This is a genomic window from Endozoicomonas sp. ALD068 (assembly GCF_049310145.1).
GTDB lineage: Bacteria > Pseudomonadota > Gammaproteobacteria > Pseudomonadales > Endozoicomonadaceae > Endozoicomonas_A.
The window spans coordinates 6,201,716-6,217,424 of the sequence record NZ_JBLYNU010000004.1 but is presented as its reverse complement, the minus strand read 5'-3'; the positions used below and the strand labels follow the sequence as shown (position 1 = coordinate 6,217,424).

Annotated in this window: 2 protein-coding genes; both read right to left on the bottom strand. The window is 49.5% G+C overall.

Annotation, left to right across the window (positions count from 1 at the left end; translation table 11 throughout):
- Nucleotides 1–68 precede the first annotated feature (68 nt).
- Nucleotides 69–7,694, bottom strand: coding sequence for an AAA family ATPase (locus tag ACO6V5_RS23020; RefSeq protein WP_422413337.1), 7,626 nt, complete (start codon nucleotides 7,692–7,694; stop codon nucleotides 69–71).
- 168 nt (nucleotides 7,695–7,862) lie between these two features.
- Complete coding sequence (locus tag ACO6V5_RS23015) at nucleotides 7,863–15,578, bottom strand: AAA family ATPase (protein WP_422492165.1); 7,716 nt, start codon at nucleotides 15,576–15,578, stop codon at nucleotides 7,863–7,865.
- Nucleotides 15,579–15,709: the final 131 nt, after the last annotated feature.

The window sequence follows — 15,709 nt, the reverse complement described above, 5'->3', positions numbered from 1 at the left end:
GATAGTACGAAAGTTCCTTTTTGACGGTCAGCCGTGACGCTTGAAGGCAATCACCGATCTCGAAAAATTCATACTAAATCCACGCTGTCCAAAAACTCTTTGGCAATGGTTGTCAGCTCACGGGATTTGAGCACCAGTGCGTTATCGGCGTTGAGTACCTGCCGTAAGTAGTCATCCTTTAGAGAGTTCTCAAGAGATTCAGAGCTCTGAATTTCAGACATCATGGCATAGAGTTCTTCTGGTGAAGATGGATCATGAGCACCATAGGAGTGTGGCTCTTTGCAACAGTCGATGAAAGCTTCGGTCCAACAATAGGTTAAGCAGCCGCCTTTTGTGTGTGTCAATTGATACAGATAATGACTGAAGGCCAGCTTAATCAACTCCAGGCATTTGTTTTCTAAATACTCCAGAGCTCCTGATTCTAATCCACTACGTCTCAACATTTGCGCATATCGATTATAAAACAGCTCTATGGCCTTTTTTTTAATCGATGTGTACTTCCAGGAAGGTTTCCCCAGAATAATCACCGGACGATGGTTCCCCCTGCCAGAGACTGACCTCGGAAAAGCGGGCTGCTGCGCTAGCATTCGTTCTATATTGGGAATGCCTTCAGGTTCGTCCGTCCAGGCGTTCTTTAAGAGTCGATTGGTAATTTCATATTCAAGGAATGATGAAAACCCATCGTAATGATCGACGAACGAGGTGCCTTCTCTGCGTTGGAAGTCTTCATAAGCCTTCTGCCATAACTGAGTATTTTTTTCCCTGAAGAACAACTGCTTATACCATTTTTTCAGGCAATGAGTGGCTTCAACCCTGAGCTCATCGACGCTTTTCAGACGGACCAATAGGTCATGATGTTGGGCGCATATAATGGAGTACTCATCGGTCAGCATTGGATCCAGCCAACCCGATTTCAGGACTTCAAGGGCAAAGCGATTAAACGATGGCCTGGTCAGGTCACTGTCTTTCAGTATTCCTATCATTGAAGAAAACCAATAGTGAGCGCTCAGGTCGTCCTGATTAATTATTTTTGGATGGAGTAGTTTGAGTTGTTCAATGACCTGCCCTTCATCACCGTCGGACAATATTTTTTTTACTGGCTCCGATATCGGTTTAAGTTGCTTCTTGTAATCGCCCGATGCTTCTTTCCCCAGCGACACGATGATTGAGACGGCCAGGGAAAAACTGATTAAATCTCTTTTCTCCCAAAGGTTCCCGATTATGTTGGAAATAATTAGCTTAGCTTCTGGCAATGCACTGTCTGTCTCAAGGGCCTGGTTCAGTTCCTCACGGCTCATATCGCAGACTTCAGCCAGAGTTTGCTGTTGTGACAAATCAGCACCTTTCATGAGATCTTTCAGGAAAGCCTTATGCTTCTTTAACTCAGTGCTGGAATGACTGACATTTGTGATGGTCTGGTAGACAAACTCGATCTCTGTTTGCTCGACGGGCGCACCGCCGAGATCCACAGGCACCCAGGTTTGACCTTCATCCACGGAATATTCAGCAAAGCTGTGGATATCACTATTCACTATCCGGGATGGAATCCCGAAATAACGACAGAAAGCAACAAAAACAGGCGTACGATGACGGCAGCTCCCCTGCCGTTGTGTTACCAGAAATTTAAAGAAATTCTTATGGCCCGCTGGTGTGGTTTTACCGGAAAACTGTTGGCAATACTCCGTGATCGCCTCAATTCGTTGCTCTGTGCCTTCGGCGTCTTTTATTTTCTGCAAAGGCACCTGTATTTCGGTCGGTTGTTTTTTAATGGTCTTAAACAGTTTGTTCAGTACGGTTTTCATACCTTCTGAACACCGGGCGTCAAGGCTTGTTAATCGTTCTGGCCGGGCTTCTTCAGGAGGTGTTTTTTTGCCCGGATCTCTGTGTTCTACGACATAAGTAAAGTTAAAGTGTTGCCTGTCTTCGGCCTGCGGAATCAATAATATGTGAAGCCCGGTATATCGATCCCTGACCAGGGTAAATGACAAACCGGGTAATATACGCAAGGCAACGATATAGTCGTTAAACGTCAGGCCGGGCAATACAATTAGACGATCCTTCATCAATGGTCCTCCAAAGGCTGCCAGCGCTTGATTGCTGGCTAAGGTCACTTCCTGGTCGCACTCTGTTAATGGATCCGGTCTGAGAGTTTCGACACCCTCAATGTATTTAACCTCAAGAAAGGTCAGTTCGACATCACCCCAGGCATTCACTTTGACATCCCACACCGCCGAGCGATACATATGGGAAGGTTGGTTATGCGGTTTAAAAATTTTATAATCGTTAACTTGTCGCAGCCCCAGATTCTCATAGTTCGTTATCTGGTCCAATACCGCAGGAGAAGACTGGTCGGTTGGAGGAGTGCTGCTCACCCGGCCTTTATCGTTCGTTCTCCGGTCCAATGCCTGAGGATCAGGCTGTCTGATGGGAGATGTTCTGCTCACCAGACCTTTATTGTTCGTTCTCTGTTTCAATGCCTGGGGATCAGACTCTTTGATGGGAGGCGTTCCGCTTACCGGGCCTTTATGGCCTTTTCTCCGTTTTAATACCTGAGGATCAGGCTGTCTGATGGGAGATGTTCCGCTCACCGGGCCTTTATGGCCTTTTCTCCGTTTTAATACCTTAGCCAGTTTCGAGCGGGCTTTCAGACGGTATTTTTCGGGAGCGTTATCATTACCAACCGCTAAAGCTTCGTTACTTTGATCGTCAACCTGCTGGCTCGACAGATTACTTATCTGATGCCAGAACGCAGGCCACAATTGAACTGCATCGGAGTTCCATGCCTCTATCCGCTGATCGGCTTCCTGAAGATAAGGCTGGGAAGCCGGTAATTTCAGTGTTTGTTGCTGTTCTTCCGTCAGTGGAAATACGCTATTAGCATCCACGCCTGTCTCGCAAAACTTATGTGCAAACCAGCGTTGCTGCCAGTGTCGGTAGAGTGCCTGGATGAGTACATCGTCCGACTCATCCGGCCTCAGGGAAAGACCGGATGCCTGCCACTTGGCCTGAGCCACCCTCTTGATGATTTCCGCTTTGACTTCCTCTTTATTCGGACGAGCCTTAACACGAATTTCATGGTTTTTTTCATCAATACTGTCGAGGTTACCGGGTCGTATCAACCAGGGACGATCAATGTCCGGTAGCGTTTTGTTGAACCATTTGCAAAGTCCGGCATCAAGTGCTCCTTTAGCCATGGCAAGAGTCGATGATTCGGGCAGTTCCTCCAGCGACAGGTTGGTGGCCATCAGGTAAAGCCGGTAGTGCTGATTGAGGCATTGATGAAGTGCTTTTTCGCTAAAATCGCCTCCTTTTTTGACAGCCATGGCGACATTCTGTAAATCGCGACTGGTGGGCTGTAACGGCAGGCCTTTCCGTTGCAGGCAGGCCCTTAAACGACAATGTTTTTCAGTCAGCTGTTTGGCGACGAATTTCCCTTTTGGGGAGTCTGGCAACACTTTCCCGGCAATAGTCTGCAATTCTACCGAGTTATACTGGCGGATCGGCAAATGCCGAAAACGTCCTTTCAGCGCCGGTGATAAGGGTTTTCGACCGCTGTACTCAGGCGGGTTGATGGTGGCAAACAGGTGGAAGCCCGGATGAGCGTCACCGGCCAGAATATCGTTTAACTCACCTTCCAGGTGCTGGCTGTCGATCAGGTTCATTTCCGAAATCACTACGATGCCGCCCTCTACTTTTGCTTTCTGGATCGCTTCACACACTTTGTCCCAGGAACAATCACAGGCATTCAGGGGAAAAACTTCCGGCATGGACTCTCCCCGTTGCTTAGCCTGCTTTCTGACACTTTCAATCAACAGGTTCAGCGTGGCATCCTTACCCCGTCCAGCCGGGCCTTCAATCAGCGTTGCCTGACGGCCGCCGTGTTTTATCTTGCGATGATAAGCCTGCTGACAGCGGCTCAAATCCTGTCCCAGATGTTGCACCAGATCAATGACTGCCGATCCGGAGGTATCAAACTCAGGTCGGAATTCTTTGGTGAATGCTTTGAAGTCCCGCTGAATATCTGGCAGGGTGTGGTTATGAACTTTGTCGCGCAGGGTGTTGTCCAGTTCGTAACGGGCAGCAAACCAGATTTCCAGTGCTGAAAGGGCATCCTGTTGAGTTTCGCTGATTTCGGGACCCAACACATCCCGGAAACTTTGCTGGATTAAACTGTTCACTTGCTCACAGCTAACACGGTCGCCTTCGGACAACGCTCGATCCAGATACCAGCCCACCCAGCTACAGATATCGGTTAAATCCCTGGGAGTAAACTCATGCTCGGGCAACAGCTCCTGATAATATTGCCACAGTGCCATCACACTCTTGCTGGCCTTATGTGCAATACCGTTTATTTGATGCCGCTGTAAATGATTGAGCAAAGCCGGTTCCACCACCCTGTCCCGAAGGAAAGCCTGATCCAGACGTGGGTAGTAAGCCCTGGGCAGTTTCTCTTTCAGGGTCGGGTCCATTTGGCGCCCGGCGTAATGATCGGGGTTGCCAGTGAGAATCACCCGGTGTTTTTCGCTGACCTTAACAGGATGACCATTCACATAGATGCAGGGTTGCGGTTCCCATAAGCCGTTCAATGACGCCAGCAATCCGGCTTCGGCCAGGTTAGCCTCATCCAGCACCAAGGTGATGTATTCTCCGTCTTTGTGAGATTCGCTATTGGCCCATTCCATCAATGCCCGGTTTTGCTGCACCATGGAGCGGTCGCCGTCGGCGTGTTGTTGCCACTGCCAGCGTTTCATCAGGGTCTGTTCGCTGTCAGAAGGTCCAAGAGAAATGACCGCAGACTGTCCTGAAGCCTTTGCCATCTTCGCTGAAAAGTAGCTTTTCCCGGTGCCGGTTTCCCCCTCAAGGAATATAACGGGAGAGTCTGTCAGCCGGTCGTGGAGTCGGGATAATCGACGGCTTTCACGATCCTCCTGACCCATCTCGCCGTGATAAAGATCCCGGGCCATTGCTGACAATGGCCTATCAGCAGAACCCGGCCATTGCAGTGAATCAGACAGTCGATTTTCTATGCGGTCAATGCGTTCTGCGGCAGAATTTTCTGTGACATATTCTCCTCTGGCAATGTGAAAACAATCGGTAGCCAGGGCGTGAATGGCATCGGATCGGGTGGCCTGCCCCGGCAGCAAAGGTAACCGCCAGCCACAAGCCAGTGCATCTTGCAAACGTTTAATCTGTTCTCTTGGCTCAATGGCTAAGGATTGCCAGGGCTTTGTTGCCGCCGGATCGACGGCCAACTGATAGGCTATAGCATCTCGTTGTTTTTCAGACGCGTGGGCCAGAATCATGGCACAGAGTCTGTCCATAATTTTTTTTTCACCCCGCTCTGGAAACGGACTTTCATAAGACAGCTGTAATTCGGCATCTTTAAACACGGCCGGGTCAAAGGCTCGGGCCAGTGGCCACAGGTTCTGCCTGACAAACTTTCTATCCAAAGGTTGGGCGCTATTGATGATGGCAGCTAACTGATCCGGGTCTACCGAGGCGGCTTGATCCTCGTTCGGCGTCTTATCCGGTAACAAGTGCCAACAAGCTACTTTCATAAAATCCCGCACTGAAGGATGCTGTCGGGTGCCGTGGGTGATGACGCTATTGATGGCCTTGCGCCAGTGGCGGGGCAGGAGCTGCAGGGAGTGGTCAACCTGCTGTGCCCGGCGGGCAGCCATTATGAGGTTATTCAGCAAACCTGCGGTCATTTCAGGCAGAGGGCTACAAAGGTGGGCAGGTACGGTTTTAAAGGCTTTGTAAAGCTGTTTAAACGCTTGTTCTGGCAGCTCAGTCCGGGCGATATCATACTTGCGGGCATTGATATCCCAGAGATCGACCTCAGGACACGGCTCACCCATGGCGACCCTCCCATGAAATATTGAAGAGGGGCTTTTCACAGGTTCAGGCCAGAGTATTGTCACACGAGCTTGTGGATAGTTTTGCAACTGGCCATTCACCAACAGAGGTTGCCCAACAATCAGGGGTTCCAGAAGCTGCTGAAGCGTTGGATTACTCTCCAGCCCCCGGAATACGACCGGCTTGCCAGCGGTTAATGCCTCCTGCAACGCAGTTTGACGGTGTCCAAAATGGGCCTTTTGTTCCGAGGTGATATGGATATTATCAAATAGCTGGCTGAAGCGGGTCTGTTCATTGACCTGAATGACCAGAGGTGATTCCGGCTGCTTATTGATCCAGTGACTGGCCTGGACAGATTGCTGATAAGTGAGGGTACTGAACGCGATCTGATCTTTGTTTTTTTCCTGTGGGCAGGACAGAGAGACCTCATCGCTTTCTGTCAATCCCAGGACTTTCGGCTGACGTTTTGAATCAGTCACCTGAAGTCGGGGCTCCAGGCCGGTGGTCTCGCGAATCGCCTGCAGTGAACCCAGCAAGCGAAACCAGAGCGCCTCAGTGAGGGGAGACGTTACGGTGACTGATCCCCCCGCCCGAATCTGTTCCAACAGACAGGTGTTAGGGGTTGCATAGCCTTCCGGGGTAATGGCAATGGGACTCAGCCATTGGGCAATATTACTCTGGTTGATGATGATGGGGTTGCGTGATGCTTGTTCTTTGTCAAGTGAAGGGTACAGACTTTGGAACAGTGAACGAAGCTCGTTATTCCCTACCGGCATCTGATAAAACTGAACATTGTCGGGTAATGGACAGATCTTGCCATTGCTCTCAAAGCACTTCTGCGCCAGCATTTGTCGAATCGTCTGTTCAAAGGCCAGATCTTCCCAGTTGGCTCCTTTCAGAATGACCCGTTGATCGGCCCTTAATGACTCAAGCCTGCCGGGGATGTGCTGGATTCGCCCCTGTTTGTCCACTCCGGGTCCACCCAGCAGTAACTGTCGCCAGTGACTGTGCAAGTGGCAATCAATTAAAATGCTATTGTCGTCTTCCATAGCACTTTTGGCACTGGTGAATTCAGGCAATAAGGGAGGAACCTTGTCGATCTCCATCGATGGGTTATTGCCGGTCTGAGTGTCGAACTGCCAGGTATTGCCCGGTCGATTAATTCGTCGCCAGAAATCAGCGCCCGGAGCGCCGGCTGCGGGCGCATCTTCACGTCGGCCAACGAATTCCAACTGTGCAGGGTCTGCCACGACTAATAGAGAAACATGCTCTCCCAGAGGGCGTTTCTTCTGGCTGACTTTGTCGTACAGGCAGGGGTTATCAGGGTCCAGCAGATCGTTAAATTTGGGCAGTTCATCACCGGTGAGGTTTCGGATATCTATCATCAGGGTTAATGGCTTTGAACTTTCAAAGAGCTTGCCTGAACGCAGAGTGTGGCGACCCTCTCTGGAAATGCTCAACCGGGTCACCAGATTAGCCTGTGAGAGGTCATCGGGATGGGAAATAAGGGTGACATCCCGATTTTTATCGCTGGTCTGGGCAACTAAAAGCTGTCGAATCTCATCATCACTGGCGACAAAACGAAAATCGAAGGCATAAGGGGTCTTTTGGAGCGAGGAATCTGTTGCGGAAACGATTCTTGCTTTGTCTGGAAAGGTTGTCGAAGGTGACGATTTATTGAGTTTGGAGGTGATACCAGAGCTGACCTTTGTAATCTTTAACGGTAAACCCTGCTCTGCTCTAATGGCTGGCATGTCACTCTTTTCAGCACTCTCAGACAGGCCAATATCAAAAACAGGGTTGTTGTCAATTTTCTCACCAATACGACCATCCACAGCCAATCTCCCAACTGTCATCTGAAGAAATAAATTGAAGTTGTTTAGTGGGTTGACCTTTAGACAATACGAAAGTTCCTTTTTGACAGTGAGCCGTGATCATTGAAGGTAATTACCGATCTCGAAAAATTCATCATGAACAGACTACTACCAGAAATCCATCACGCCTCAAAGCGAATCAAAATTAGCGCTGTTCAAAAACTCTTCGGCAATGATTGTCAGCTCATCGGATTTGAGCACCAGTGCGTTATCGGCGTTGAGTGCCTGCCGTAAATAGTCACCCTTTAGAGAGTCCACAAACAATCTGGATGGAGAGTCCATAAACCATTTAGAGCCGTCAATTTCAGACATCATGACATACAGCTCTTCTGGTGAGGATGGATCATGAGCACCATAGGAGTATCTCTCGTTGCAACATTTGATGTAAGCATCGGCCCAACAATAGGTTAAGCAGCCGCCTTTTGAGTGTGTCAATTGATACAGATAATGACTGAAGGCCTTTTGAATCAAATCCTCGAATTCTTTATTTAAAAGCAGCGGGTCTTTTATCCCATTACGTTTCAAAATGACCGCATATTGACTTTGCAAGAGATCTCCGGCCTTTTTGTAAATCGATGTGAACTCCCAGGAAGGTTTCCCCAGGATAATCACCGGACGATGGTTCCCCCTGCCAGAGATTGACCTCGGAAAAGCGGGCTGCTGCGCCAGCATTCGTTCTATATTGGGAATGCCCTCAGGTTCGTCTGTCCAGGCGTTCTTTAAGAGTCGATGGGTAATTTCATATTCAAGGAATGATGAAAACCCATCATAACAATGATCGACGAACGAGGTACCTTTTCTCCGTTGGAAGTCTTCATAAGTCTTCTGCCATAACTGACTATTTTTTTCCCTGAAGAACAACTGCTTATACCACTTTTTCAGGCAATGAGTGGCTTCAACCCTGAGCTCATCGACGCTTTTCAGACGCACCAATAGCCTATGATGTTTATCGGCGTTTTTTATATATGTCTCATCGTTCAGGATTGGATCCAGCCAACCCGATTTCAGGACTTCAAGGGCAAAGCGAATAACCGATGGCTTGGTCAGGTCGCTACCTTCCAGTATTCCTGCCATTGAGGAACACCAATGGTGAGCGCTCAGGTCATCCTGATTAATTATTTTTGAATGGAGTAACTTGAGTTGTTCAATGACACGCTGTTTATCATCGCGGTACAATATTATTCGTTTCACTGCCTTCGATATCGGTTCAAGTTGCTTCTTGTAATCGCCCGATGCTTCTTTCCCCAGCGACACGATGATTGAGACGGCCAGGGAAAAACTGATTAAATCTCTTTGTTCCCAAAGGTTCCCGATTATGTTGGAAATAATTAGCTTAGCTTCTGGCAATGCACTGTCTGTCTCAAGGGCCTGGTTCAGTTCCTCACGGCTCATATCGCAGACTTCAGCCAGAGTTTGCTGTTGTGACAAATCAGCACCTTTCATGAGATCTTTCAGGAAAGCCTTATGCTTCTTTAACTCAGTGCTGGAATGACTGACATTTGTGATGGTCTGGTAGACAGACTCGATCTCTGTTTGCTCGACGGGCGCACCGCCGAGATCCACAGGCACCCAGGTTTGACCTTCATCCACGGAATATTCAGCAAAGCTGTGGATATCACTATTCACTATCCGGGATGGAATCCCGAAATAACGACAGAAAGCAACAAAAACAGGCGTACGGTGACGGCAGCTCCCTTGCCGTTGAGTTACCAGAAATTTAAAGAAATTCTTATGGCTCGCTGGTGTGGTTTTACCGGAAAAGTGTTGGCAATACTCCGTGATCGCCTCAATTCGTTGCTCTGTGTCTTTGGCGTTTTTTATTTTCTGCAAAGGCACCTGTATTTCGGTCGGTTGTTTTTTAATGGTCATAAACATTTTGCCCAGTACGTTTTTCATACCTTCTGAACACCGGGCGTCAAGGTTTGTTAATCGTTCTGGCCGGGCTTCTTCAGGAAGTGTTTTTCTGCCCGGTTCTCTGTGTTCTACGACGTAATCAAAGGCAAAACTCTGGTTGGCTTCGGCCTCCGGAATCCATAATATGTGAAGCCCGGTATATTGATCCCTGACCAGCGTAAATGACAATCCGGGTTTTATACGCAAGGCAACGATATAGTCGTTAAACGTCAGGCTGGGCAATACTGCCAGACGATCCTTACACAATGATACCGAAAATCTTGCCAGCGTTTGATTGCTGGCTAAGGTCACTTCCTGGTCGCACTCTGTTAATGGATCCGGTCTGAGAGTTTCGACACCCTCAATGTATTTAACCTCAAGAAAGGTCAGTTCGACATCACCCCAGGCATTCACTTTGACATCCCACACCGCCGAGCGATACATATGGGAAGGCTGGTTTTGCGGTTTAAAAATTTTATAACGATTAACTTGTCGCAGCTCCAGATTCTCATAGTTCGTTCTTTTGTCCAGTACCCCAGGAGGAGACTGGTCGGTTGGAGGAGTGCTGCTCATCGGGCCTTTATCGTTCGTTCTCTGTTTCAATGCCTGAGGATCAGGCTCTTTGATGGGAGATGTTTTGCTCACCAGACCTTTGCCGTTCGTTCCCTGTTTCAATGCCTGAGGATCAGGCTCTTTGATGGGAGATGTTTTGCTCACCAGACCTTTGCCGTTCGTTCCCTGTTTCAATGCCTGAGGATCAGGCTGTCTGACGGGAGATGTTTTGCTCACCGGGCCTTTATTGTTCTTTCTCTGTTTCAATGCCTGAGGATCAGGCTCTTTGTTGGGAGGCGTTCTGCTCTCCGGGCCTTTAAGGCTTTTTCTCCGTTTTAATAACTTAGCCAGTTTCGAGCGGGCTTTCAGACGGTATTTTTCAGGAGCCTTATCACTACCAACCGCTAAAGCTTCGTTACTATGATCCTCAACCTGTTGGCTCGACAGATTACTTATCTGATGCCAGAACGCAGGCCACAATTGAACTGCATCGGAGTTCCATGCCTCTATCCGCTGATCGGCTTCCTGAAGATAAGGCTGGGAAGCCGGTAATTTCAATGTTTGTTGCTGTTCTTCCGTCAGTGGAAATACGCTATTAGCATCCACGCCTGTCTCGCAAAACTTATGTGCAAACCAGCGTTGCTGCCAGTGTCGGTAGAGTGCCTGGATGAGTACATCGTCCGACTCATCCGGTTTCAGGGAAAGACCGGATGCCTGCCACTTGGTCTGAGCCATCCTTTTGATGATTTCCGCTTTGATTTCCTCTTTATTCGGACGATCCTTAACACGAATTTCATGGTTTTTTTCATCAATACTGTCGAGGTTACCGGATCGTATCAACCAAGGACGATCAATGTCCGGTACTGCCTGATTGAACCATTTGCAAAGTCCGGCATCAAGTGCTCCTTTACCCATGGCAAGAGTCGATGACTCCGGCAGTTCCTCCAGCGACAGGTTGGCGGCCATCAGGTAAAGCCGGTAGTGCTGATTGAGGCATTGATGAAGTGCTTTTTCGCTAAAATCGCCTCCTTTTTTGACAGCCATGGCGACATTCTGTAAATCGCGACTGGTGGGCTGTAACGGCAGGTTTTTCCGTTGCAGGCAGGCTCTTAAACGACAATGTTTTTCAGTCAGCTGTTTGGCGACGGATTTCCCTTTTGGGGAGTCTGGCAACACTTTCCCGGCAATGGTCTGCAATTCTGCCGAGTTATACTGGCGGATCGGCAAATGTCGAAAACGTCCTTTCAGCGCCGGTGATAAGGGTTTTCGCCCGCTGTACTCAGGTGGGTTAATGGTGGCGAACAGGTGGAAACCCGGATGAGCGTCACCGGCCAGAATATCGTTTAACTCACCTTCCAGGTGTTGGCTGTCGATCAGGTTCATTTCCGAAATAACTACGATGCCGCCCTTTACTTTTGCTTTCTGGATCACTTCACACAGTTGCTCCCAGGAACAATCACAGGCATTCAGGGGAAAGACCTCTGGCATGGTTTTTCCCCGTTCTTCAGCTTGCTGTTTAACACTTTTGATCAGCAGGTTCAGCGTGGCATCCTTACCCCGCCCAGCCGGGCCTTCAATCAGCGTTGCCTGACGGCCGCCGTGTTTTCTGTCGTGATGATAAGCCTGCTGACAGCGGCTTAAATCCTGTCCCAGCCGTTGCACCAGATCAATGACTGCCGATCCGGAGGTATCAAACTCAGGTCGGAATTCTTTGGTGAATGCTTCGAAGTCCCGCTGTATATCCGGCAAGGTGTGGTTATGAACTCTGTCGCGCAGGGTGTGGTCCGGTTGGTAGCGGGCAGCAAACCAGATTTCCAGTGCCGAAAGGGCATCCTGTTGAGTCTCGCTGATTTCGGGACCCAGTAGATCCCGGAAACTTTGCTGGATCAAACTGTTCACTTGCTCACAGCTGGCACTGTCGCCTTCGGACAACGCTCGATCCAGATACCAACCCACCCAGCTGCAGATATCGGTTAAATCCCTGGGGGTAAACTCATGGTCGGGCAACAGCTCTTGATAATATTGCCACAGTGCCATCACACTTTTGCTGGCCCTGTGTGCAATGTCGTTTATTTTGTGGCGCTGTAAATGATTGAGCAAAGCCGGTTCTACTACTCTGTCCCGAAGGAAAGCCTGATCCAGACGTGGGTAGTAAGCCTTGGGCAGTTTCTCTTTCAGGGTCGGGTCCATTTGGCGCCCGGAGTAATGATCGGGGTTGCCGGTGAGAATTACCCGGTGTTTTTCGCTGACTTTGACAGGATGACCATTCACGTAGATGCAGGGTTCCGGTTCCCATAAGCCGTTCAGTGACGCCAGCAATCCGGCTTCGGCCAAGTTAGCCTCATCCAGCACCAGGGTAATGTATTCTCCGTCTTTGTCGGATTTGGTATTGGCCCATTCCATCAATGCCCGGTTTTGTTCCGCCATAGAGCGGTCGCCATCGCCGTGTTGTTGCCACTGCCAGCGTTTCATCAGGGTCTGTTCGCTGTCGGAAGGTCCAAGGGAAATGACTGAAGCTTGTCCCGAAGCCTTGGCTAATTTGGCAGAAAAGTAACTTTTCCCTGTGCCGGTTTCCCCCTGCAGGAATATAACGGGAGAGTCTGTCATCCGGTCATGGAGCCGGGATAAACGACGGCTTTCACGATCTTCCTGACTCATCTCGCCATAATAAAGATCCCTGGCCAGTGCAGACAGGGGCTCATCAGCGGAACCCTGCCATTTCAGTAATTCAGAGAGTCGATGTTTTATACGTTCAATGCCTTCTGCCTCCGCATTCGCTGTTTTGGATATGTGAAAACAATCGGTGGCCAGCGCGTGAATGGTATTGGATCGGGTCTGCCCCGATGGCAGAAGTAACTGCCAGCCAGAAGCCAGTGCATCTTGCAAACGTTTAATCTGTCTGGTTGGCTTGATGGCCAGGGATTGCCAGGGCTTTGTTGCCGCCGGATCGACTGCCAGCTGATAGGCTATAGCATCCCGTTGTTTTTCAGGCGCGTGGGCCAGGATCATGGCACAGAGCCTGTCCATAACGTCTTTTTTCCCCTGCTTTGGAAACGGACTTTCATAGGACAGTTGTAATTCGGCATCTTTAAACACTGCCGGGTCAAAGGCTCGGGCCAGTGGCCACAGGTTCTGCCTGACAAACTTTCTATCCAAACGTTGGGCGCTATTGATGATGGCAGCTAACTGATCCGGGTCTACCGAGGCGGTTTGATCCTCATCCAGCGTCTTATCCCGTAACAAGTGCCAACAAGCCACTTTCATAAAATCCCGCACGGACGGATGCTGTCGGGTGCCATGGGTGATGACGCTATTGATGGCCTTGCGCCAGTGGCGGGGCAGGAGCTGCAGGGAGTGGTCAACCTGCTGTGCCTGCCGGGCAGCCAGTATCAGATTATTCAACAGCCCTTCGGTCATTTCTGGCAGAGGGCTACAAAGGTTGCCAGGTACGGTTTTAAAGGCTTCGTAAAGGGAGTGAAGTACTTGTTTCGGCAGATCAGCCTGTGAGATACGATGCTTGCGGGCATTGATATCCCAGATATCGAACGCAGGACAGGATTTTCCCCTGGCAACCATCGAGCTCCATACAGAAGATGAGCTTTTTGCAGACTCAGGCCAGAGTATTGTCACACGAGCTTTTGGATAGTCTTGCAACTGGCCATTCACCAGCAGAGGTTGCCCAATAATCAGGGGTTCCAGAAGCTGCTGCAGCGTTGGATTACTCTCCAGCCCCCGGAATACGACCGGCTTGCCAGCGGTTAATGCCTCCTGCAACGCAGTCTTGCGATGTCCAAAATGGGCCTTTTGTTCCGAGGTGATATGGATATTATCAAATAGCTGGCTGAATCGGGTCTGTTCATTGACCTGAATGACCAGAGGTGAGTCCGGCTGCTTATTGATCCAATGACTGGCCTGGGCAGATTGCTGATAAGTGAGGGTGCTGAACCCGATCTGATCTTTGTTTTTTTCCTGTGGGCAGGACAGAGAGACCTCATCGTTTTCTGTCAATCCCAGGACTTTCGGCTGATGTTTTGAATCAGCCACCTGAAGTCGGGGCTGCAGGCCGGTGGTCTTACGAATTGTCTGCAGTGAACCCAGCAAGCGAAACCAGAGTGCCTCAGTGAGGGGAGACGTTACGGTGACTGATCCCCCCGCCCGAATCTGTTCCAACAGACAGGTGTTAGGGGTTGCATAGCCTTCCGGGGTAATGGCAATGGGGCTCAGCCATTGGGCAATATTACTCTGGTTAATAATAATGGGGTTGCGTGATGCTTGTTCTTTTTCAAGAGAAGGGGACAGACTGAAAAACAGTGAACGAAGCTCGTTATCCCCAATCGGCATCTGATAAAACTGAACATTGTCGGGTAATGGACAGATCTTGCCATTGCTCTCAAAACACTTATGCGCCAGCATCTGTCGAATCGTCTGTTCAAAGGCCAGATCTTCCCAGTTGGCTCCTTTCAGAATCACCCGCTGTCCGGCCCTTAATGATTCAAGCCTGCCGGGAATGTGCTGGATTCGCCCCTGTTTGTCCACTCCGGGGCCACCCAGCAGTAACTGTCGCCAGTGACTGTGCAAGTGGCAATCAATTAAAATGCTATTGTCGTCTTCCATAGCACTTTTGGCACTGGTGAATTCAGGCAATAAGGGAGGAACCTTGTCGATCTCCATCGATGGGCTATTGCCGGTCTGAGTGTCGAACTGCCAGGTATTGCCCGGTCGATTAATTCGTCGCCAGAAATCAGCACCCGGAGCGCGGGCTGCGGGCGCATCTTCACGTCGGCCAGCGAATTTCAACTGTGCAGGGTCTGCCACGACTAATAGAGAAACATGCTCACCCAGAGGGCGTTTCTTCTGGCTGACTTTGTCGTACAGGCAGGGGTTATCCGGGTCCAGCAGATCGTTAAATTTGGGCAGTTCATCACCGGTGAGTTTTCGGATATCCATCACCAGGGTCAGTGGCTTTGAACTTTCAAAGAGCTTGCCTGAACGCAGAGTATGGCGACCCGCTTTGGAAATGCTCAACCGGGTCACCAGATTAGCCTGTGAGAGGTCATCGGGATGGGAAATAAGGGTGACATCCCGATTTTTATCGCTGGTCTGGGCAACTAAAAGTTGTCGAACCTCATCATCACTGGCGACAAAACGAAAATCGAAGGCATGAGGGGCCTTTTGGAGTGATGAATCTATTGGGGATACGCTTCTCGCTTTGTCAGGCAACGTGCTCGAAGGAAAGGGGTTATTGAGTTCGGGAGTTACAACAGAACAGGCTTTTGCTTTCTTTGATGATGAATCCAGCTCTGCTTTCCTGATTGGCACGCTGCTCTTTTCACCACTCTCAGACAGGGCAAAACCAGGAACAGGGTTGTTGTCTATTTTCTCACCAATACGACCATCCATAGTCAATCTCCCAACTGCTATCTGAAGAACTGAATTGAAGCTGTTTAATTATTAGACTTTTAGATAGTACGAAAGTTCCTTTTTGACAGTCAGCCGTGACCCTTGAAGGCAATCACCGATCTCGAAAAATT

Coding starts and splice junctions, on each gene's coding strand:
- ACO6V5_RS23015 (WP_422492165.1), bottom strand. CDS start 15,578: ATGGATGGTCGTATTGGTGAGAAAATAGACAACAACCCTGTTCCTGGT.